Annotated in this window: 17 protein-coding genes; 12 read left to right on the forward strand and 5 right to left on the reverse strand. The window is 76.7% G+C overall.

Annotation, left to right across the window (positions count from 1 at the left end):
• The first annotated feature begins 99 nt into the window (after window positions 1–99).
• Genes ACGF15_RS07780 through ACGF15_RS07790 form a run of 3 tightly spaced genes read left to right on the forward strand, consistent with a single transcriptional unit; the run spans window position 100 to window position 2,963 of the window.
• On the forward strand, window positions 100–1,692 hold the full coding sequence (locus ACGF15_RS07780) for an FAD-binding oxidoreductase (protein WP_392797182.1): 1,593 nt from the start codon (window positions 100–102) through the stop codon (window positions 1,690–1,692).
• A gap of 27 nt (window positions 1,693–1,719) precedes the next feature.
• On the forward strand, window positions 1,720–2,601 hold the full coding sequence (locus ACGF15_RS07785) for a YegS/Rv2252/BmrU family lipid kinase (protein ID WP_345615565.1): 882 nt from the start codon (window positions 1,720–1,722) through the stop codon (window positions 2,599–2,601).
• Window positions 2,602–2,654: 53 nt separating this feature from the next.
• A complete protein-coding gene (locus tag ACGF15_RS07790; protein WP_345615566.1) occupies window positions 2,655–2,963 on the forward strand; it encodes a hypothetical protein in 309 nt (102 codons plus the stop codon).
• 101 nt (window positions 2,964–3,064) lie between these two features.
• Here the strand turns inward: ACGF15_RS07790 and ACGF15_RS07795 are convergent, their stop codons facing one another.
• A complete protein-coding gene (locus ACGF15_RS07795) occupies window positions 3,065–3,724 on the reverse strand; it encodes a hypothetical protein (protein ID WP_392797184.1) in 660 nt (219 codons plus the stop codon).
• Between the two features lie 196 nt (window positions 3,725–3,920).
• On the opposite strand from ACGF15_RS07795, the gene ACGF15_RS07800 reads away from it, so the two are divergent.
• From ACGF15_RS07800 to ACGF15_RS07825, 6 genes are all read left to right on the forward strand, one after another.
• A complete protein-coding gene (locus tag ACGF15_RS07800; protein WP_392797186.1) occupies window positions 3,921–5,309 on the forward strand; it encodes a helix-turn-helix domain-containing protein in 1,389 nt (462 codons plus the stop codon).
• 116 nt (window positions 5,310–5,425) lie between these two features.
• Window positions 5,426–6,487, forward strand: coding sequence for an NAD(P)/FAD-dependent oxidoreductase (locus ACGF15_RS07805; protein WP_345615569.1), 1,062 nt, complete (start codon window positions 5,426–5,428; stop codon window positions 6,485–6,487).
• 126 nt (window positions 6,488–6,613) lie between these two features.
• A complete protein-coding gene (locus tag ACGF15_RS07810; protein ID WP_392797188.1) occupies window positions 6,614–7,264 on the forward strand; it encodes a class I SAM-dependent methyltransferase in 651 nt (216 codons plus the stop codon).
• Between the two features lie 235 nt (window positions 7,265–7,499).
• On the forward strand, window positions 7,500–8,045 hold the full coding sequence (locus ACGF15_RS07815; RefSeq protein ID WP_345615571.1) for a DUF5709 domain-containing protein: 546 nt from the start codon (window positions 7,500–7,502) through the stop codon (window positions 8,043–8,045).
• Between the two features lie 181 nt (window positions 8,046–8,226).
• Window positions 8,227–10,944 carry a SpoIIE family protein phosphatase gene (locus tag ACGF15_RS07820; protein ID WP_392797190.1) on the forward strand — a complete coding sequence of 906 codons (2,718 nt, stop codon included), beginning with the start codon at window positions 8,227–8,229 and terminating at the stop codon, window positions 10,942–10,944.
• Window positions 10,945–11,309: 365 nt separating this feature from the next.
• Window positions 11,310–11,960 (forward strand): hypothetical protein, encoded by a 651-nt coding sequence (locus ACGF15_RS07825; protein ID WP_345615573.1) that lies wholly within the window; start codon window positions 11,310–11,312, stop codon window positions 11,958–11,960.
• Between the two features lie 106 nt (window positions 11,961–12,066).
• Here the strand turns inward: ACGF15_RS07825 and ACGF15_RS07830 are convergent, their stop codons facing one another.
• From ACGF15_RS07830 to ACGF15_RS07840, 3 genes are all read right to left on the reverse strand, one after another.
• The gene (locus ACGF15_RS07830) at window positions 12,067–13,158 is read right to left on the reverse strand and encodes a methyltransferase domain-containing protein (protein ID WP_345615574.1); all 1,092 of its coding nucleotides are present in this window, start codon (window positions 13,156–13,158) and stop codon (window positions 12,067–12,069) included.
• Between the two features lie 93 nt (window positions 13,159–13,251).
• Entirely contained in the window at window positions 13,252–13,785 is a 534-nt protein-coding gene (locus ACGF15_RS07835) for a GNAT family N-acetyltransferase (protein ID WP_392797192.1), read from the reverse strand.
• Window positions 13,786–13,841: 56 nt separating this feature from the next.
• Window positions 13,842–14,567 (reverse strand): siderophore-interacting protein, encoded by a 726-nt coding sequence (locus ACGF15_RS07840; RefSeq protein WP_345615576.1) that lies wholly within the window; start codon window positions 14,565–14,567, stop codon window positions 13,842–13,844.
• Between the two features lie 104 nt (window positions 14,568–14,671).
• Here ACGF15_RS07840 and ACGF15_RS07845 point away from each other — a divergent pair, with 104 nt between their 5' ends.
• The 3 genes from ACGF15_RS07845 to ACGF15_RS07855 all read left to right on the forward strand — a co-directional run bounded on the left by ACGF15_RS07845 (window position 14,672) and on the right by ACGF15_RS07855 (window position 19,044).
• Window positions 14,672–16,771: a penicillin acylase family protein gene (locus ACGF15_RS07845; RefSeq protein ID WP_392797194.1), complete on the forward strand. Its 2,100-nt coding sequence runs from the start codon at window positions 14,672–14,674 to the stop codon at window positions 16,769–16,771.
• Window positions 16,764–17,360, forward strand: coding sequence for a GNAT family N-acetyltransferase (locus ACGF15_RS07850; protein ID WP_392797196.1), 597 nt, complete (start codon window positions 16,764–16,766; stop codon window positions 17,358–17,360). Before ACGF15_RS07845 ends, ACGF15_RS07850 begins: the two co-directional genes overlap by 8 nt.
• 238 nt (window positions 17,361–17,598) lie before the next feature.
• Entirely contained in the window at window positions 17,599–19,044 is a 1,446-nt protein-coding gene (locus ACGF15_RS07855) for a SpoIIE family protein phosphatase (protein WP_345615646.1), read from the forward strand.
• 153 nt (window positions 19,045–19,197) lie between these two features.
• On the opposite strand, the gene ACGF15_RS07860 is transcribed toward ACGF15_RS07855, so the two are convergent.
• A complete protein-coding gene (locus ACGF15_RS07860) occupies window positions 19,198–20,688 on the reverse strand; it encodes a hypothetical protein (RefSeq protein WP_362612044.1) in 1,491 nt (496 codons plus the stop codon).
• Between the last annotated feature and the right edge of the window lie 135 nt (window positions 20,689–20,823).

Genomic DNA, 20,823 nt, shown 5'->3' on the forward strand with positions numbered 1-20,823 from the left:
CAGTGCACCGCTCCCCGCGCCCCGGCGGCCCCGCCCGTCGGCGCACCCGCAGAGCGGCGCACCGACGCACCGAACCGACGCGAGGAACAGGACGACGACGTGGACATGTTGTGGAGCGGCTGGGGCGACCCGGCCAAGGCGGCCCCGCTGCCCGGCACGGTGACCGGCCTGCTGCGCGATCTGCTCGGCGTCGAGCCCCGCGGAGACGGGCCCGCCGGCCTGGACGGGGTCGAGGTCCCGCCGTCCCCGCTGGACGGAGCGCCCCTCGCGGCGCTCGCCGCGGCCGCGGGAGGCGCCGTCCACGTGCGCACCGACGCGGAGAGCCGGATCCGCCACACCCGGGGCAAGTCCACCCCGGACCTGCTGCGCATCCGGGCGGGCGAGGTCGACGACATCCCCGCCGCGGTCGTGCTGCCGGGCGGCCACGAGGAGGTGGTGGCCGTCCTGCGCGCCTGCGCCGGGCACGGCCTGGCCGCCGTGCCGTTCGGCGGCGGCACCTCCGTCGTCGGCGGACTGGCGCCCCGGGGCGGGCGCCCGTTCGTCGCCCTGGACCTGCGCCGCCTCGACCGGCTGGTCGCCGTGGACGAGGTCTCCCGCACCGCGACCCTCCAGCCCGGGCTGCGCGGCCCCCGGTGCGAGGCCCTGCTGAACGAGCGGGGCTGGACCCTCGGCCACTTCCCGCAGTCCTTCGAGTGGGCGTCGGTGGGCGGCTTCGCGGCGGCCCGCTCCAGCGGGCAGGCCTCGTCCGGGTACGGGCGCTTCGACGAGATGGTCCTCGCGCTCACCGCGGCCACCCCCGAGGGCACCCTGGAGACCGGACGCGCCCCGCGCTCGGCCGCGGGGCCCGACCTGCGCCAGCTGCTGCTCGGCTCGGAGGGCGCCTTCGGGGTGATCACCTCGGTCACGGTCCGGATCCGCCCCCTGCCGCAGCGCCGGGTGTACGAGGGCTGGCGCTTCCCCTCCTTCGAGGCGGGCTCGGCGGCGCTGCGCCGCCTCGCCCAGGACGGTCCGCGGCCGACCGTCCTGCGGCTCTCCGACGAGACCGAGACCTTCATCGGGTTGGCGCAGCCCGACGAGATCGGCGGCGGCGCCCAGCCGCCCGCCGGCTGCCTGGCCGTCACCGGCTACGAGGGCACCGAGGCGGACACCGAGGAGCGGCGGGAGGCGGCCGCGGCGGTGCTGCGCGAGGCGGGCGGCGAGTGGCTCGGCGCGGAGCCGGGCGAGCGCTGGGCCCACGGGCGCTACAACGCCCCCTACCTGCGCGACGCCCTGCTGGAAGCGGGCGCCTTCGCCGAGACCCTGGAGACGGCGGCCTTCTGGTCCGCCCTGCCCGGGCTGTACGCGGCCGTGCGCGGAGCGCTCACCGCGACGCTCACCGAGGCCGGCACCCCGCCGTTGGTGATGTGCCACATCTCGCACGTCTACGAGAACGGCGCCTCGCTCTACTTCACGGTCGTCTCGGCCCAGGGCGAGGACGCCGTCGCCCACTGGGACCGCGCCAAGCGGGCGGCCAACGACGCGATCCTCGCCGCGGGCGGCACCATCAGCCACCACCACGGGGTGGGCACCGACCACCGCGACTGGTACGCACGGGAGGTGGGGCCCCTGGGGATCCGCATGCTCCAGGCCGTGAAGTCCCAGACCGACCCGGCCGGGGTGCTGAACCCCGGAGTCCTCCTCCCCGTCCGCTGACCCTTCCCGCCGCCCGGAGGCGCATCCATGCGACAGTTCACCGCCGTCGTCAACCCCGCCGCAGGGGGCTCCAGCGGAACGGCGGCGCTGCTCCCGCTGGCCCGCCTGCTGCGGGAGGCGGGCGCGGAGCTCGACACCCGCTACAGCCGCAGCCTGGACCACGCCCGTGAACTCGCCCGCGAGGCCGGGGCGCAGGGGCGGGTGGTCCTCGCCGTCGGCGGGGACGGCATGGCCGGCTGCGTGGGCGGGGCGCTCAGCGGGACGGCGGCGCGCTTCGGCCTGGTCCCCGCGGGGCGCGGCAACGACTTCGCCCGGGCGCTGGGGCTGCCCACCGACGCCGCGGGGCTGGCCGAGGTGCTGCTGCACGGCGCGCCCAGGCCGGTGGACACCATCGAGGTGTCCTCCGCGGCCCACGGCGGGGCGGCGGTCCTCGGCAGCGTGTACGCGGGGGTCGACGCCGTGGCCAACCGGCACGCCAACACCTCCCGCCTGCTGCGGGGCGCGGCCTCGTACTACGCGGGCGGCCTGCGGGCGGTCGCCGCATGGCGCCCGGCCGGGTACCGGATCACGGTCGACGGCGCGGAGCACGCCTACCACGGCTACACGGTGGTCGCCGCCAACTCGGGCTACTACGGCTTCGGTCGGCTCGTGGCCCCCGGCGCCCGCGTCGACGACGGGCTGCTGGACGTGGTCGTCATCCGCCACGGCCCCAAGCGCCTGTTCTTCACGATCATGGAGGAGCTGCGGACCGGGGCGCACCTGCACCGGCCGCAGGTCGAGGTGCTGCGCGGCAGGGAGGTCCGCATCGAGGCCGACCGCCCCCTGCCGTACGGGGCCGACGGCGAGGTCGACGGTGCACTGCCCGTCACGGCGCGGGTACGGCCCGGAGCGCTGAACGTGCTCTGCTGACGAACTCGCCCCCGCCGGTAGCGATCAAGCCGGAACGGTGTGACGTTGGAGGCATGAGCTGGGCATCCTGGACCACCCCCGGTGTGTACTCCGGGCACGGCGGCGTCCTGACCCACGAGGCGGGCGTCGTGGCGGGCGACCTCACCCTGCACACCACCTGGGTCGACGGCGAGGCGTCCGTCACGGTGCAGTACACGGGCGCCGCGGACTGGTTCACGGTGGCGGGCAGTCCCACTCCCTGCCCCTCCGAGGAGGCGAGCCGGGACCTGCACGACGCCGTGCTGGCGGCGGTGCGCGGACCGACCACCGCGACCGTGCCTCCCCTGCCGCAGACCTCCGCGGAGGCCGGCGACCGCCCCTGATCCCCCCACGGGAGACGGGCGCCCGCCACCCCTGAGGGGCGGCGGGCGCCCCGGCCTGCCCGGCGGGGCCGCCGGGCGGGCCGTCGAGCCCGGTCCGCGGCTCAGCGCAGGCGCTCCAGGGCCGTCCTGGTCGTGGCGCGGAAGCCGTCGAGCGGGGCCCCGTCGAGATCGCCCAGCTGCCCCCACTCCACGACCGTCACGGTCCGGCCGTCGCGGCCGACCGAGACGAGCGCGATGTCGGTGGCACCGTCCTGCGGGTAGGCCGTGTCGATGCTGTAGACGTGCGCGCCGTCCTCGGCGTCCACGGTGCCGTGGTACCGCGTCTCGCCCACGAGGCCCGGGTCCTCGGCCTTCGTCCGCTCCACGCACGTGGCGACCGCACGGCGCAGGGTGCGGGCCAGCCGGACGGCCTGGGCCTCACCGGCGGTGACGGTGGTCGTCTGCCGCGCCCCGGTGTCGAGTTCGGTGCGGAAGTCGCGGTGGGAGGTGCCGCGCGCCGGAACGGCGTCCGCCAGGCACGCCGAGCCCTCCGGCGGAAGGCCCCGGGTGACCGGGCCGGCCGTCCAGGGCGTGTGGGCGGCCGGCAGATGAGCGGCCGTCAGGAAGCCCGGGGCGTGGGCCGGGCGGGCGGCGCCGGCGGCCGCGGCGGGCGCGGAGGAGGCCGCCGCCGGGACGAGCGAGGCGGCTGCCGCCGCCCCGGCGAGGGCGAGGGCGAGGGCCGCCGTGCGGGCGGTGCGGGTGGTGGTGCGGATACGGTTCATGGCTGTCTTCCCCGTGGGTCGCGGTGGATCCGGTGTGCCCGGTGCTGCCGGACGGCGACCACACTGGCGATCGCGGGGGCCGGGCGGCAAGCACGGGGCCGCAGCTGACACGATGGAACCGTTCCACCCCCTCTGACGTGGGGTTTCACCAGAGGGGTGGAACGCGCCCCGGAACGCAGCGAGAGGGAGGACCCGCATGGCGGACGGCGGTACGGACACCCCCGGGGCCGCCGCCCGGGAACTGGCGGTGCGTCTGGAGGCGCTGCGCACCGCGTCGGGGCGCAGTTACGGGGCCCTGGCGCGGCGGGCGGGGATCGGGGCGGCGACGCTGCACCGCTACTGCACCGGCCGCACGGTCCCGCAGGAGTTCGCCCCGGTGGAGCGGATCGCCCGGCTCTGCGGCTGCGGGCGCGAGGAGGCGGCCGAGCTGTACCGGCTGTGGGTGCTCGCGGACGCGGACCGCCGGACGGCGGGCCGGTCCGGCGGCGCGGCGGCGGGTACCGGGGCCTCCCCCGCGCAGCCGCCACCGCAGGCGCAGGCGCGCGAGCAGGCGCGGGTGCAGGCGCAGGCGCGGGTGCAGGCGGACGGCCCGCCGCCCGGCAGCGACTCGGCACCGCCGCCGGGCCGTTCCGGGCAGCAGGCCCCGGGGGCGGCGGAACCGGTGCCGGTGCGGGAGCCGGTGGAGGGGGCCGGGGGAACCGGCCCGGTGACGGCCGCACCCGCCGGCGGCGCCCGCGGCCCCGCCGGGCATCCGCGGCGGGGCGGGCCCGGCGGCACGGGGCCGCGCCGGAAGGCCCCGCGCCTGCGGACCGCCCTGCTGGTGCTGTCCTGCGCGGTGGGCGCGGCGCTGGCCCTCGCGATCGGCCTGCGCCCGTCTGCGGGCGGGGCCCCCGCGCCGGGTGCCCCGGACCGGGCCGCCGCGGGGGCCGGAGCGGACCCGGCGGGTTCCGCCGGTCCGCCGCCCCTGGCCTGGAGCGTCGACGCCGACCTCTGGGAGTCGGGCTGCGGGCACACCTACCTCCTCGACCGCGCCCCGGACGGGGTGCCGCCGCCGCCCGTGCAGGCGGACGCGGGCGCCTGGGCCAAGAGGCTCGGCGCCGTGGACGGCGGCAGCACCCGGGTGGGCGTCACGGTGCAGGGCACGGGCCCGGCGACGGTGGTGCTGCAGGCGGTGCAGGTGCGTGTCGTCGAACGGCGGGAGCCCCGGCGCCTGCGGGCCTACCGCATGAGCTCCGGCTGCGGCGGGGCGCTCACGCCCCGGCTGTTCGACGTCGACCTGGACCGCCCCCGCCCGCTGGCCCGCCCGCTGCCCGGCAACGACTCCGGCAGCGTGCTGCCCGCCGCGGACCTGCCCTACACGGTGTCGCGGGCGGAGCCCGAGACGCTGCTCTTCGAGGGGCGTAGCGTCGGCTGTGACTGCGACTGGTACCTGGAGGTGCGCTGGAGCAGCGGGGGCCGCTCCGGCTCGGTGCGCATCGACGACGGCGGGCGGCCCTTCCGTACGAGCGCGCCCGCCGGGGGCGCCGCGTACGCGTACGACTACGCGCTCGGGTCCTGGCGGCCCGCCCCGGCCTCGGATTCCTGAGGGCCCTCGCCCCCTCCGGCCGGGCCGGCCGGCGAGCAGTTTGCGGAAGCGGCAAGTTTCTTTGCCGGAGTCCGTCCGGTGGCCGCAGGATCGCCGTGAACGGACGGAGGCAGGACATGACCACACAGACGGAAGCGGGCGGGACCCCCGCCGCGGGGCCGGTCGAGCGCGTGGAGGTGCTCGTCGTCGGCGGCGGGGCCGCGGGGCTCTCGGGGGCCCTGGTCCTCGCACGGGCCCGCCGGTCGGTGCTCGTGGTGGACGCGGGGGAGCCCCGCAACGCACCGGCCGGGCACGTGCAGGGGTTCCTCACCCGCGACGGCGTCCCGCCCGGGGAGCTGCTGGCGGCGGCGCGGGCGGAGGTGGCGGAATACGGGGTGCGGCTGCGCACCGCGGAGGCGCTCGGCGCCGAGCGGCGGCCCGGCGGGGGCTTCCGCGTCGCACTGGCGGACGGCACCGCCGTGGAGGCGGAGCGGCTGCTCGTCGCGACCGGCCTCACCGACGAACTGCCCCCGGTGCCCGGCCTCGCCGCGCGCTGGGGCCGCGACGTGCTCCACTGCCCCTACTGCCACGGCTGGGAGGTGCGCGGGGCGCGGCTCGGCGTGCTGTCCGGAGGCCCCCTCGCGGTCCAGCAGGCGCTCCTGTGGCGGCAGTGGTCCGCCGAGGTGACGCTCTTCCTGCACGAGGGCCCCGAGCCGGGCGAGGAGGAGTACGAGCAGCTGGCCGCCCGCTCGGTCACCGTCGTGGACGGCGCGGTGACCGGACTGGTGACCGAGGGAGACGGCCTGACGGGCGTGCGCCTGGCGAGCGGCCGGGTGATCCCCTGCGGAGCCCTGGCGGTGAGCCCCCGGATGTCGGCGCGCACGGGCTTCCTGAGCGGCCTGGGCCTGCGCGCCACCGACCTGGCGGTGAAGGGCCATGTCGTCGGCAGCAGGATCGCCGCGGACGCCTCCGGCGCCACCGACGTACCGGGCGTCTGGGTGGCCGGCAACGCCGCCGAGCCGACGGCGCAGGTCCTCGCCGCGGCGGCGGCGGGCGCCAAGGCCGCCATGGCGGTCAACGCCGACCTCGTCGCCGAGGACACCCGGCGGGCCGTGGCGGCCCGCCGCACGCCCTTCTCCCCCGAGGCCGAGAGCGCCGTCTGCGAGGCGGTCCTCGGGGAGCGGCGCCACGGTCTGTGAGCACGGGGCGCGGACCGGCGCCCCGCCGCGTGCCGGGCCCGGCACGCACTCCGGTCCACCACACCCGACGCCGTCCCGGGCCTCCCCGGGCGCGGGCGGCACCGAATCCGGCGAGGAGCACGATCCATGACGCACGGCCACACCGTCGCCCCCGACGAGAGTGCCGAGGAGCACTGGGACAGCCGCTACCGCGAGAGCGAGCGGAGGTGGAGCGGCGAGCCGAACGCGGCCCTGGTGACGGAGGCGGCCGGCATGACGCCCGGCCGCGCCCTGGACATCGGGTGCGGCGAGGGCGCGGACGCGATCTGGCTCGCCCGCCGCGGCTGGCGGGTCACCGCCGTGGACGTCTCCGGCGTCGCCCTGGAGCGCGCGGCCCGGCACGCCCGTGAGGCGGGCGCCGGGACGGGCGTCGACTGGCAGCGCCACGACCTCGCGGTGTCCTTCCCGGGCGGCGAGTGGGACCTGGTCTCGGCGCACTACCTCCACTCGCAGGCCGAGCTGCCGCGCGACGCCGTCCTGCGCCGGGCGGCCGCGGCCGTCGCGCCGGGCGGTGTGCTCCTGGTCGTGGGGCACGCGGACCCCGGCGACCGGGAGGAGGCCCACCACCACGGGATGCCCTTCCCCACCCCGGAGGAGGTGCTGGAGCAGCTGCGGCTGGAACCGGGCCGCTGGGCCGTGGAGCGCGCGGCCGAGTTCGAGCGCGCCCGGGCCGACCGGGAGAGGCGGCCCGGGCTGCACAGGGACAACATCCTGCGGGTCCGCCGGCTGCCCGGCTGACGCCCGCCCCGCTCCCCCTGCGCCCGGGGCGCAGGGGGGCGGGCGCGTCCCGTCCGGTCGCCTTCGCCCGCCGCCCGACCGATGATGAGCATGTGGCACCGCGTACCGTCCCCGTGCCCCGGGCACGCGGATCGTACGGGGCGTGCCGACGGCTCCCCGGCACCCGCCCGGGCCCGCTCCCCGGCGGGAGGGTCCGCTGCGGCGGGTCGATCCGATCGCGGGAAGGACAAGGGCCATGGCCGACGAGACCGCACGGGACGACCAGGGGCGGGGCGACGACGTGTACCAGCCCGGGAACTCCGATGTGCAGAACCGGCCGAGCGGTGACCTCGACCTGGAGAACGTCCTCGGGGAGCGGAGCCTGGACGACATGATGGCGGAGGGCTACTCCCCGCTCGACCGCCCGCTCGTGGTGGGGCGCCACGGGACCACCGGTGCGGAGCTGCGCGTGGGCGAGACCCTCGACCAGCGCCTGGCGCAGGAGCTGCCGGACACCGCGGCCCCGGACGGCGACGGGATCGGCGACCTGGCGGACGGGGACGGGGAGTTGCTGGACGGCAACTCCGGTCGCGACCGCGCGGGGCGGCTGACCGCCGTGGACGACATCGCACCGCGCCGCCGCAACGACACCGTCGCCCGCGACGTCGGCATCGACGGCGGCGCCGCCTCGGCCGAGGAGGCCGCCATGCACGTCGTCGACGACACCGAACCGGCGCCGGCCGAGGCGGAGGCGGCGGGCGCGCCGCGGGCCGCCGCCGAGGGCGCGGCGGGCCGCGTCTGAGGGCCCCGGCCGCCCCGGGACGCTCTCCGCGCCGCCGCCGGGGCCCCGGGGGAGGGAGTTGCACGAATCGGCGGTGCGCACGGGCTGCCCTTGGCATGCTGGGTGATCCGCGTGCCCGGGCCCGCCGACCGGTGGGGCCGCGCCGTTCGCCCACCGTGTGCGGGAGGTGTACAAAGAGCCTATGGCCGGACGCTACGGCCGCCCGCGCTCGGTTCTGCGCATGCGAACTGTCGCCGGCCAGGTCTTCCTCCTGCAGGTGGCGATCGTGGTGCTGCTGGTCGCCACGGCCATCACGGCCCTGGTGCTGCAGTCGCAGGCCGACAGCGAGAGGGAGGCGCTGAACCGCTCGGTGTCCGTCGCCGAGACCTTCGCCAACTCCCCCGGTATGGAGGCCGCGCTGCGCAGCCCCGATCCGACGGCCGTGCTCCAGCCGAAGGCGGAGGCCGCCCGGGAGCGCTCGGACGTGGACTTCATCGTCGTCTTCGCCACGGACGGCACGCGCTACACCCACCCGCTCCCCGACCGGATCGGCAGGAAGTTCGTCGGCGACTTCGACGCGGCGCTGGCCGGGGAGGTGGTCACGGAGAAGCTCACCGGCACGATCGGCCCGCTGGTCCAGGCCGTGGTGCCGGTGCCCGGTGCGGACGGCTCGGTCATCGCCCTGGTGTCGGCGGGCGTGACGCTGGACAAGGTCAGCGGGGTCGCCGAGGAGCAGTTCCCGCTGCTGTTCGGTGTCGCGGGCGGCGTGCTGCTGCTCGCCACGGGCGGGACGGCGCTGGTCACCCGCCGGCTGCGGCGCCAGACGCACGGTCTGGGTCCCGAGGAGATGACCCGGATGTACGAGCACCACGACGCGGTGCTCCACGCGGTGCGCGAGGGGGTGCTCATCGTCGGCGGGGACGGCAGGATCCTGCTCGCCAACGACGAGGCGCGCCGGCTGCTGGACCTGCCCGGAGACGTGGACGGGCGTCCGGTGCGCGAGCTCGGCCTGAGCCCCGGGACGGCGGCGCTGCTGGCCTCGGGCCGGGACGCCAGCGACGTGGTGGTGCCCGTGGGCGGGCGGCTGCTCGCCGTCAACCAGCGCACCACCGACCAGGCGGGCGGACCGCCCGGCACGGTGGCCACGCTGCGGGACACCACCGAGCTGCGGGCCCTCAGCGGGCGGGCCGACACCGCCCGGGGGCGGCTGGCGCTGCTCTACGACGCGGGCACCGAGATCGGCACCACCCTGGACGTGGTGCGCACCTGCGAGGAGCTGGCGGCCTTCGGCGCCTCCCGGCTGGCCGACTACGCCTCGGTGGACCTCGTCGAGGCGGTGCTGCGGGGCGAGGAGCCCACCGCGACGGGCGCGGACGTCGACATGCGCCGGGTGGCCTTCGGCGGTGGCGAGGGGACCGCGCTGTACCCGGTGGGCCACTCCATCCGGTTCGTCCCCACGACCCGGATGGGGGCCGGGCTCGCCCAGGGCGAGGCGGTGCTGGAGGCGGACCTGACCTCCCTCTCCGGCTGGCAGCGCCAGGACGAGGGCCGCGCCCGGCAGCTGGTGGAGGCCGGAATGCACTCGATGATCGCGGTGCCGCTGCGGGCCCGCGGCGTGGTCCTCGGGGTCGCGATGTTCTGGCGGGCGGGCCCCGCCGAGCCCTTCGAGGCCGAGGACCTGTCGCTGGCGGAGGAGCTGGTCGCGAGGGCGGCCGTGAGCGTGGACAACGCCCGCCGCTACTCGCGGGAGCACACGATGGCGGTGACCCTCCAGCAGAGCCTGCTGCCCCGGGTGCTGCCCGAGCAGAGCGGGGTGGACGTCGCCTACCGCTACCGGCCCGCCCAGGCCGGGCTCGGCGGGCTCGGCGGGGTGGGCGGCGACTGGTTCGACATCATCCCGCTGCCGGGGGCCCGGGTGGCGCTGGTCGTCGGGGACGTGGTGGGGCACGGGCTGCACGCCGCGGCGACCATGGGACGGCTGCGGACGGCGGTGCACAACTTCTCCAGCCTCGACCTGCCGCCGGACGAGCTGCTGTGGCACCTCGACGAGCTGGTCGCCCGCATCGACCAGGACGAGGCCGGCGAGGCGGGCGAGGCGGGGGTCACGGGCGCCACCTGTGTCTACGCCATCTACGACCCGGTCGCGGGGCGGTGCAGCATCGCACGCGCCGGGCACCTCCAGCCCGCGGTGGTGGCGCCCGACGGCACCGCCCGGTTCGCGGACGTGCCCGGCGGCCCGCCGCTCGGGCTCGGCGGTATGCCCTTCGAGACCCTGGAGCTGGAGCTGGAGGAGGGCAGCCGGCTGGTGCTGTACACCGACGGACTGGTCGAGGACCGCGAGCGGGAGATCGACGAGGGGCTGGAGCTGCTGCGCCGCACCCTGGAGCGGTACGCGGGCGGCACGCCGGAGGAGACCTGCGCGGAGGTGCTGGGCGCGATGGTCCCCCAGCGGCCCCGCGACGACGTCGCGCTGCTCGTCGGCCGGACCCGGATCCTCGCCGCGGACCGCACGGCGTGGTGGGACGTGCCCCGGGACCCGGCGGCCGTGCGCGGGATCCGGGCCGCCGTGACCGAGCGGCTGGTCGCCTGGGGTCTGGGGGAGCTGGTGTTCTCCACGGAGCTGATCCTGAGCGAGCTGGTGACCAACGCGATCCGCTACGGCGAGGGCCCGATCGGGGTGCGCCTGATCCGTGACCGCTCGCTGATCTGCGAGGTGACCGACCGCAGCAGCACCTCCCCCCATCTGCGGCAGGCGGCCGGGACCGACGAGGGCGGGCGCGGGCTGTTCCTGGTGGCGCAGTTCGCGGAGCGGTGGGGCACCCGGTACACGGGGGGCGGCAAGGTGATCTGGGCGGAGCTGCCGTACGGCTCCGGCGAGGAGCCCGAGATCGACCTCGGTCTCGACCTGGACGGGCTGTGATCCGGTCCCGGGCGGGCGGCGGACGGCTCCGCGCGGGGTGGGCTGCGTGCTCACCGGGGGACAAGAACCGCGGCCGGGTTGCTGCGTGAGCGACAAGAAGGCCGGGCCGCCGCACCGGGCGCCCGAATCCGCCGGACCGGCCCTTGCCCAGAGGGTTACCCGTCCGTAACGTCATCGTCGCCGCGCAGGCCCACGGACCTGCGGCCCCCGGCGGTGTCGGCCGCCGGGACCGCGGGGCCGGCCCGCGCGGCCGGGGCGCGGCCGACCCGCTCCGGCCCGCCGGGCCGCGTCCGCACCCGCTCCCCCGCACCGCGCCACCAGCCGCCCGTGCGCGTCCTCGCGCACGCCCGCCACCTGGAGCCACGATGAAGCGTTCCCCGAGCACGCCGCCCGCCCGCAGGCGCCGCGGAGCACTGCGCGCCGCCGTCGCCCTCGCCGCCGGCCTCGGCCTGTTCGCGGCCGGGACCGGCCCGGCCGCCGCCGTGCCCGTCAGGCTGGACTACCCGCTCTCGGGCACCACCACCCTGGCGGGCACCGGCTCCGAACTGGCCCTGGGCCCGGGTGTGCTGAAGGTGACGGCGGACCTGAGGGCGGGCACCCTGACCGCGGACACCCGGCTGCCGCCCGCCCCGGGCCGGTTCGAGCTGATCGGGATCGTCCCGGTGAGTGTGACCACGGAGTTCGTCGAGGCCGAGCCCACCACGGGCACCATCGACCTGCGGACGGGGGAGCTCAGGACGCGGACCCTGCTGACCCTGCGGCTGAAGGACCTCAAGGTGGCGGGCATCCCCACCCCCGTGGGGAGCAACTGCCGCACCCGGGTCCCGGCGGAGCTGGCCCTGACCTCCGAGCCGGGGTTCAACGCGCTCAGGGGCGGGGTGCTCTCGGGCGAGTACACGATCCCCCGCTTCGAGCACTGCCTGCTGGCGACCCCGCTGATCAACCTGGTGATCCCGGGCGGGGGCAACACCGTGCGGCTGACGCTGGGGCAGCCGGCCCCGCCGTCCTCCTCCTGAGCGCGCCCGCGCCCCGTACGGCGTGCGGACGCGGACCGGACGGGGCGCCCCCGGGCGGGGCGGCTCCCGGGCCCGTCGCGAGCGGCCCTGCGGGCCCCGGGCGGCGCTACGCCGCCGCGCGCGGGCCGGTGACGTAGTAGACGTTGAGCGGGTCGCCCTCGACGGAGCGGATGTCCACCGGGCCGAAGCCCGCCTCGTCGAGCATCCGCAGCGCCGTCTGGCGGCCCCACACGGTGCCCAGGCCCGCACCTCCCGTGCCCAGGGAGGTGGTCATGCAGTAGAACACCGAGAAGCCGAAGAGCGCGGGGCCGAAGGGGTGGCCGATGTTCTCCTCCAGGTTGCTGGAGGCGTCCATGTCGCCCATCAGGAAGGTGCCGCCCTCGCGGAGCGACCGGGCCACCAGCGCCAGCGTGCCGGCGGGTTCGGCCAGGTCGTGGATCACGTCGAAGGCGGTCACCAGGTCGTAGCTCCCGGTGAACCCGGCGGAGTCGGCCACGGTGTAGCCGACGTTGCGCACACCGCGGCGCTCCGCCTCGGCGCGTGCGCGCGCCACGCCCTCCTCGGACCGGTCGATGCCGTGGAAGGTGCTCTCGGGGAACGCCTCGGCCAGGACCAGCGGGGCACGGCCGTGTCCGGTGCCGACGTCGAGCGCGCTGACCCCGGCGCGCAGGCGCTCCGTGAGTCCCGGCACCAGCGGGACGATCGTGTCCACCAGGGCCTCGTCGTAGACGCGTGCCGTCTCCGCCGCCTGGAGCGCCTGGAAGCGCGGGTAGCGGGAGTAGGGGACGCCCCCGCCCTCGCGGAAGCAGCGGACCACGTCCTGCTCGACCTCGCCGAGGAGGGCGATGTAGGGCATCAGCGCGGCGAGGTTGTCGGTGCCCGCCGCCTCCACCAGCGAGGCCGCGTGCTCGGGCGGCAGCGTGTAGTGCCCGCTGTCCGCGTCGTACTCGACGAAGCCGCCGACCACCATGCCGCCGAGCCACTCGCGCACATAGCGCTCGTGGAGTCCGGCGGCCTCGGCGATGTCCTCGCTGGAGGCGGGCGGCAGCGCCGCCATGGTGTCGAACAGGCGCGTCTGGTGGCCGACGCTGACCAGGAGGGCGAGCACCCCCTTGTTCAGCACGTCGACCACCTCGCCCGCGAACTCCTCCTGCCGGGCCGGGTCCACGGGGGCCTGCTGCTCTCGGGTACGCGTCATGGCCGCTCCCTTCCACCGGGCGGGACAGCGCGCCGGCGGGACCGGCCCGCTCTCTGCCACCCTACGCCCGCGGGCGCCGCCGGGCCCGGCGCGTCAGGGCGCCCCGCCGCTCCCGGCGGGCGCCGGGGAGAGGTCGAAGCGCAGTTCGGGGCGGTCCCAGGGCACCGAGGACGGGACGGCGCGCACGGTCCCGGTCCGCCGGGCCCCGACGCTGGTGTAAAAGCCCTCGGCCGGGGGGTGGGAGACCACGCGTACGTGGTCCAGCCCCGCCGCGCGGGCGCGCTCGACCATGTGGCCGGCGAGCAGCCGGCCGACGCCGAGGCCCTGGGCCGCGTCCGAGACGAACATCAGGTCGAGCTCCGGCGGGGAGAGGACGAGGGCGTAGAAGCCCAGCACCCGGCCGGCCGCGTCCTCCGCGAGGAAGACCTCGTGGGTCTCGACGTACCCCGGGCCCACGGTGTAGCCGGACACCATGGCGGCGTAGCGGCCCCGGTAGGCGCGGGAGTTCCGCACGAGGGAGGTGAGCCGCCGGGTGTCGGCGGCCGTGGCCCGCCGGACAGCGGGGTCCGGTGCGCCGCCCGGCTCGGGTCGGGCGGGCGGGGCGACGGGGACCGGGACGGCGTTCATCGCACGAGTATGACCGGGGTGCGCGGGTGCGTCGCCGCCGCCCCCGCGCACGCCGGTCAGGCGGCCCGCCAGTAGCCGAGGGCGTTGACCCGGTCCTTGGGGAAGGCGAGTTCCTTGCGGACGTAGGAGTTCAGCGCGCGGGTGGTGGCGGTGTCGCAGGCGATCCACACATAGGAGTGGGCGGCCGCCCCGGCCAGCTCGGGCAGCTCCGCGCGCACCTGCTCGACGAGGTGGGCACCTCCCTCCCGCCGCGGGACGCGCCGTACCTCGTGCCGCTGCGGGTCGGTGCGCAGCGGCAGGTCGGCGTCCGAGTCGTGGGCGGTCTCGAACCACACGGTGGCCGGGGTGTCGGGATGCGCGTCGAGCAGGGAGTTGACGGCGGGGAGGGAGGCCGGGTCGCCGACGACGAACAGGTGCGAGGGCGCGGGGTCGGGCGCGGCGAAGCCGGTGCCCTGGAGGGTCGCCTCGACGCTGTCGCCGGGGACCGCCTTGCGCGCCCAGTCGCTGGCGCATCCGTCGTGCAGCGCGAACTCCAGGCTGAAGGTGCCCTGCTGCGGATCGGGGTCGACCAGGGTGTAGGCGCGCTGGTGCGGCCTGCCCGCGTTGTCGAACCAGACGCGCACCCACATCGTGGGGTGCACCCCGCTCTGCGCCAGCATTCCGCCGTCGGTGAAGTGGACGCGCCGGAAGTGGTCGGTGACGTCCTCGGCACCGGTGACCGTGAACGTGAAGTCCTTGCCGCGCATCAGTTTGAGGACGACGCCCTCCCAGCCGTGACCCACTGCCGCTCCCCTCCCTCCGGCCGGAACGCTCCTGGCCGGAATTGTGTCTCGTAGCCCTCTGGATTAAGTTAGGCCAGCCTAACCTAAAAGTTTCGGGGAGAAGAGTGAACAGAGCGATCTTCCGGGATTCCTGGGGCGTTCCGCACCTGCGGGCCGGGGATCCGCGGCAACTGGCCCGCGCGCAGGGGCACAACGCCGCCGTCGACCGCGGGTGGCAGCTGGAGGTCGAGCGCCACCGGGCGCGCGGGTCCTCCGCCTCCTTCCTCGGAGCCGAGGCCGTGGCCTGGGACCGCTTCGCGCGGGCCGCCCGCATCGAGGACACCGCCCGGCGCTGCCACGCCGCCCTGGACGGCGCCACCGCGCGGTGGGTGGGGGCCTATGCCGACGGCGTCAACGAGGGCCTCGCCGAGGGCGCCCGGCGGGACGGGTCCTTCGCCCGGACGGGCCTCACCCCGGGGCGCTGGGAGCCCTGGACCCCGATCGCCGTCTGGCTGTCCACGCACATCCTCTTCGCCGGCTTCCCCACCAAGTTCTGGCGCGAGGAGGTGGCCCGGCGGCTGGGCGAGGACGCCGTGGAACTCTTCGCCACCGAGGGCCCCGGCACCTCCGGCAGCAACGGCTGGCTGGTGGCGGGTGAGCGCACCGCCTCGGGGGCACCCCTCATCGCGGGCGACCCCCACCGCTTCATCGAGGACCCCGGGGTGTACCAGCAGATCCGCCTCAGCTGCCCGGAGTTCGACGTGATCGGCCTCGCGGTGCCCGGAGTCCCGGGGATCGCGCACTTCGGCCACACCGGCCGGGTGGCCTGGGCCATCACCAACGCGATGGCCGACTACCAGGACCTGTACCGGGAGCGGCTGCGCCGCCGGGGCGGCCTGGTCGAGGCCCTCGGCCCCGAGGGGTGGCGCCCCGCCTCCGTGCACACCGAGACCGTCGAGGTCGCCGGCGGGGAGCCGGTGGAGGTCGAGGTCGTCGAGACGGACCGCGGGCCGCTGGTGGCCGGCGGGGTGGACTCCGGTGAGGGGGTCAGCCTGCGGTGCCCCGCCCGGGTGGCGGCGGACATCGGTTTCGCGGCGCTGCCCCGGCTGCTCGCTGCGCGGAGCGTCGAGGACGTCGACCGTGCGGTCGACCACTGGGTCGAGCCCGTCAACGTGCTGCTCGCCGCGGACACCTCCGGCGGCCTGCTGCACCGCGTGGCGGGGCGCGTCCCGCGCCGCGACCCCCGCAACCGGCTGCGCATCGTCCCCGCGTGGGAGCCGCGGTACTCCTGGGACGGCACCTGGGAGCCGACGCCGCGGGCCGAGGTCGGCGAGGTGGCCGTGATGGCCAACGAGCGGGGCCTGGCGGGGCCGCTCGGCGTCGAGTTCGCCCCCCGCCACCGGGCGGAGCGCATCCGCACCCTGCTCGGCGCCTCGTCCGCGTGGACCGCCGGGGACATGGCGGCCGTGCACACCGACACGCATGTCGGCTCGGCCGCGGCCCTGCTGGACGTCCTCGCCGGGCTCGGGGGGCTCGGCCCGGCGGCCGAGGGCCTGCGCGACCGGCTCCTCGCCTGGGACCGGCGGATGGACGCCGGCAGCGCGGACGCCGCCCTCTACGCGGCGGTGCGCTCGGCCGTGGTGCGGCGGCTGGCGGCGGCTCCGGTCCTCGACGGCCTCGGGACCACCGACGGGGTGCCCGAGGTGTTCCACCCCTGGCTGGCCCTGCTGCCCCGGGTGGCCTTCGCGCTGGAGCGGCTGCTCGCCCCGGGGGCGCCGGCGGGGCTGGACGGGCCCGCGGCGGTACGCGGGGCGCTGGAGGAGGTGGCGGCCCGGGGAGGCGCCGACGGGGTCTGGGGGGACACCCACCGGCTCGCCCCGTGGGCGGCCCTGCCCGAGGAGCCCGAGGGGGGCTGGCCCTCCGTGGCGGGCGACTTCGACTGCGTGCTGTCCACCTCCAGCCTGCCCGGGATCACGGACCTCAGCGCCCGCGGCCCGGCCGCCCGCTACGTGTGGGACCTCGGCCACCGCGAAGACAGCCTGTGGGTGGTGCCGCTCGGCGCCTCCGGTGTGCCCGGCGACCCGCACCGCCGCGACCAGCTGCCCCTGTGGCTGAGCGGCCGCCTGATCCCCGCCGACCCCGGCTCCGATGCCGCCGGCGACCACACCCCCGAGCCCGACCGCCTTCCGCGGCCGGCGAACGTCAAGGAGAGCGACGATGTCTGATTCCGTGGCCGAGGCCGCCCCCCGCACCCGGGAGGCCGTGCACGAGCACAGCGTGCCGGGCTTCGGCACCGTCCGTGTCGTGCCCCTGGACCCGGCGGCCGACGCGGAGCTGGTGCACCGGTGGGTGAGCGAGGAGCGCGCCCGCTTCTGGGGGATGCTCGGCCACACCGTCGAGCAGGTCCGGGAGATCTACGCCTACGTCGACTCCCTGACCACCCATCACGCCTACCTGGTCCACCGGGACTCGGTGCCCGTCGCGCTGTTCCAGACCTACGACCCCGCGGCCGACCCGGTGGGCGAGTGCTACCAGGTCGAGCCGGGCGACTTCGGCGCCCACCTCCTGCTGGGGCCCGCCGGGCAGGAGGGCCCCCAGGCGGGGTTCACCGCGGCCCTGCTGTCCGCGCTGCTGGGCTTCTGCTTCCGCGAGCCGGGCACCCGCCGCCTGGTCGTGGAGCCGGACGCGCGCAACCTCAAGGCCGTGCAGCGGATGCAGCAGGTCGGCTTCCTGCTCGGCCCGGTGGTCGACAAGCCCGAGAAGCGGGCCCAGCTCGCCTTCCTGCCGCGCACGGCGTACGAGCAGATGTTCTGACGGACGAACAGGTACGCCCCCCCGGACAGCACCCCCCTCCCTCCCCGGCAGCCGGTTCGCCCGGGGAGGGAGGAGCCCGCACGGGCGGACGGGACGACGCCCAGCCTCTGGCATATGCCTCAAGCACCACCGGATCGAGTGTCGCCAAACGGCCCACGGCACTTGGCCGCCTGTGCGACAGTCGTAGCCGGTCCCTGTTCCAGTCCTGGCCGTGGCCGCGCCTGTATCGGAGTACGAGATGCCGTCCCATCTGTCCGCGGACCGTCCCGCCCCACCGCCCGAGCCGGGCGGCGTCGACGCCCTGATCACGAGCACGCGCAGGCTGCGCGGGGACGTGGAAGCGGTGCGGCGGGACGCCGGGGCGGCGGACGACGACGCCCGCGGCCGCTGGCGGCGGGCGCTGTACGACCTGGCGGTCCATCACCTCGACGACCTCGGCAGCCATCTCGACCAGCTGCGGGAGGACCGCCCGGCCGACGCCCCGCTCCCCCGGGAGCCGGCCGAGGACCCCCTGGCGCCCCACGCGGCGGACCGTGCGGCGCGCCCCGGCTCGCTGCTGAGCCGGGTGGGCAGCGCCGAGTGGAACCTGCTCACCGACGAGGTCAGCTGGTCCGGGGAGCTCTTCGGCATCCTGGGCCGGTCGCCCTCGGACGGGCCGATGTCCCTCGACGAACTCCCCTCCGTGGTCGTCGACGAGGACCAGCCGCTGCTCACCGCCATGGTGACGGACTGCCTGGTCGACGGCCGCCCGATCGACGGGGAGTTCCGCGCGCTCCTGGCCGACGGCCGGGTGCGCACCCTGCACATGACCGGCGAGCCGGTCCTGGACGCCGACGGGTCGACCGCCGCCATGTGGGCCGTGCTGCGCGACGTCAGCGAACTGCGGCGCAGCCAGCGGGCGGTCGCCGAGAGCCGGGACACCCTGCGGCGCCGCCAGCACGCCGAACGCACCGAGCGCCGCCTCGCGGTCGAGATGCAGGAGGCCGTGCTCCCGCCGTGGCGGGGCCCCCGGCGCTTCCCCGAGGGGGGACCCGCCCGCGTGGACGTCGCGGCGCACTACCTGCCCGCCGCGGACGGCGGCCTCATCGGCGGCGACTGGTACGACGCCCTCCAACTCCCCGACGGGTCCTTACTCCTGAGCACCGGGGACCTGACCGGGCACGGGGCCGCGGCGACCTCCTCGATGGCGATGCTGCTGGGAGCGCTGCGGGGCATGGCCGTCGCCGGTCTCCGGCCCGGGCCGCTGCTGGGCCACCTCGACACCCTCCTGGGCGCCGCCACCCAGCCCGCCCTCGGCAGCGCCCTGTGCTGCCGCTACGAACCCGGCCCCCGCCGGCTGTCCTGGGCGCGGGCGGGCCACCCCGCCCCCCTGCTCTTCCGTGACGGGGCGTGCCGTCCCCTCACGGCCGCGGACGGCGTCCTGCTGGGTGCCACCGGCGGCGCGGCGTACCAGGAGGCCGGGACCGTGCTGGAGCCCGGCGACGTCCTGGTCCTGCACACCGAGGGCCTCTTCCCCGAAGCGCCGGGGGGCGGCCGGGGAGGGGTGCAGCGGCTCGCGGCCTCCGCGGCCGACGTCACCGCGGCCCGCGACGCGCAGGAGTGCGTCCGGCTCGTGGTGGAGACGGCCGGGCGGGGGGAGCACGAGGGCGACGCCGGTGTCCTCGTCGCCCGGGTCACGGCGTAGCGCGACCGCACGGACCGCCCCCGGCGGACCCGGCACGGGTGCGCCGGCGCACGCGTGCACGGCGCGGCGCTCGGGGGACCGAGCACGCCTCGCCTCCCCCGGTCACCCGGCGGGCACGGGCGCAGTCCTCGGCACCAGGGGCCCCCGGCGGGTTCATGCCTCCGCCGCCCCGGTCCGCGGGGCGGGGACGCCCGGCAGCGCGGACTGGATCTCCTCCCTCAGGTCCTCGATCTTCGCGTAGCCCGCGTACTGGCCGGTGAGCCGGTACATCTCGCGCAACCGGTCCCAGGTGCGGTGCGAGGAGGTCTCCCCCATCGACACCAGTGCCAGCCGGGCGTAGCGGTCGGCCTGCTCCGGGTCGTCCGCGATGAAGCAGGCAGAGGCGAGCGAGATGTAGTCGAAGATCTTGGAGCGCTGCCGTCCGCCCTCCCGCAGCTGCAGCGCCTGCCTGGCGTGGCTCTGGGCGATGCCCGCGACCGAGGGGTCGTGCTCGGCGAGGGTCCGGTAGGCGAGGGCCTGCATGCCGTGCATGTCCGCCTCGTCGAACATCTGCATCCAGCTCGGGGGCGGCACATCGCCCCGGTCGGAGACGAACAGGTCCTCCGCCTCGCCCAGGGTGCGGCGCATGGCCTGGCCCTGGCCCATCGACGCCTGGGCCCACGCCTCGATGGTGTGCAGCATGGCCTGCGTGCGGGGCAGGATCTCCTCCCCCGAACCGGACTTGGCGAGCTTCATCAGGTCCAGGGCGTCGTCGGGCCGCCCGAGGTGGACCATCTGCCGGGCGGCACGGGAGAGCGCCTCCCCGGCCCGGGGGCGGTCCCCGCCCTCGCGCGCCGCATGGGCGGCGATCACGAAGTACTTCTGCGCCGTGGGCTCCAGGCCCACGTCGTGCGACATCCACCCGGCGAGCACGGCCAGGTTCGCCGCGACGCCCCACAGCCGGCGCTGGAGGTGGTCGGGGTGGCGGTAGGCGAGCATGCCGCCGACCTCGTTCAGCTGGCCGACCACCGCCTTGCGCTGGAGGCCGCCGCCGCGGGCGGCGTCCCAGGCGCGGAACACCTCCACGGAGCGCTCCAGCGCCTCGATCTCCTGGGAGCCGATGGGCGCGGCCTCGTAGCGGTCGTAGCCGACGGGATCGGCGTGGAGCGGATCGGGGTGGCGGGCGGGGCCCTGGGGGGCGGGGGAGGTGGTGAGCCAGTCGTGCATGGCGCTGCTGAGTACGGAGCCCGCGGCGAGTGCCGCGCCCGCTCCCACCAGGCCGCGTCGGTTGAGCATGAGGTCCATTCCCGTGAATTCGGTGAGGACCGCCGCCGTACGGTCGGGCGCCCACGGCAGGCCGTCGGGGTTCTGCGTCCCCGGCGACTCCCGCCGTCTGCCTGCTCGCCCGCTCCGTGCGAACCCGAGGTCCTCGATGGTCACGACACGACCGAGCCGCTCGGTGAACAGGGCGGCCAGCACCTTCGGCACGGGATCACGGGGGGACTCCCCCATGTCGATCCACCGCCGCACCCGCGAGGTGTCGGTGGCCAGCTGGGGGTGGCCCATGGCCGCCGCCTGCCGGTTCACCAGTCTCGCGAGTTCGCCCTTGGACCATCCGGTCAGACCGAACAGGTCGCTCAGGCGGGTGTTGGGTTCCCTGCTCACGTCAAGCCCCCAGGTTCTCGGCTGAGTTGACAGTAACGGCCAGTCATGGGCCCCGCGACTATTCGCCAGGGTTCGCCAGGGTGCGCCAGATGGTGTGCCACCCGCGGCGGGGTGTCAGGTAGGAATGCGCCACCC

The organism is Streptomyces sp. NPDC048001 (genome assembly GCF_043203115.1).
GTDB classification, from domain to species: domain Bacteria; phylum Actinomycetota; class Actinomycetes; order Streptomycetales; family Streptomycetaceae; genus Streptomyces; species Streptomyces sanyensis.

Coding starts and splice junctions, on each gene's coding strand:
- ACGF15_RS07855 (WP_345615646.1), top strand. CDS start 17,599: ATGCCGTCCCATCTGTCCGCGGACCGTCCCGCCCCACCGCCCGAGCCG.
- ACGF15_RS07825 (WP_345615573.1), top strand. CDS start 11,310: ATGAAGCGTTCCCCGAGCACGCCGCCCGCCCGCAGGCGCCGCGGAGCA.
- ACGF15_RS07830 (WP_345615574.1), bottom strand. CDS start 13,158: ATGACGCGTACCCGAGAGCAGCAGGCCCCCGTGGACCCGGCCCGGCAG.
- ACGF15_RS07815 (WP_345615571.1), top strand. CDS start 7,500: ATGGCCGACGAGACCGCACGGGACGACCAGGGGCGGGGCGACGACGTG.
- ACGF15_RS07805 (WP_345615569.1), top strand. CDS start 5,426: ATGACCACACAGACGGAAGCGGGCGGGACCCCCGCCGCGGGGCCGGTC.
- ACGF15_RS07835 (WP_392797192.1), bottom strand. CDS start 13,785: ATGAACGCCGTCCCGGTCCCCGTCGCCCCGCCCGCCCGACCCGAGCCG.
- ACGF15_RS07785 (WP_345615565.1), top strand. CDS start 1,720: ATGCGACAGTTCACCGCCGTCGTCAACCCCGCCGCAGGGGGCTCCAGC.
- ACGF15_RS07795 (WP_392797184.1), bottom strand. CDS start 3,724: ATGAACCGTATCCGCACCACCACCCGCACCGCCCGCACGGCGGCCCTC.
- ACGF15_RS07790 (WP_345615566.1), top strand. CDS start 2,655: ATGAGCTGGGCATCCTGGACCACCCCCGGTGTGTACTCCGGGCACGGC.
- ACGF15_RS07820 (WP_392797190.1), top strand. CDS start 8,227: ATGGCCGGACGCTACGGCCGCCCGCGCTCGGTTCTGCGCATGCGAACT.
- ACGF15_RS07810 (WP_392797188.1), top strand. CDS start 6,614: ATGACGCACGGCCACACCGTCGCCCCCGACGAGAGTGCCGAGGAGCAC.
- ACGF15_RS07850 (WP_392797196.1), top strand. CDS start 16,764: ATGTCTGATTCCGTGGCCGAGGCCGCCCCCCGCACCCGGGAGGCCGTG.
- ACGF15_RS07800 (WP_392797186.1), top strand. CDS start 3,921: ATGGCGGACGGCGGTACGGACACCCCCGGGGCCGCCGCCCGGGAACTG.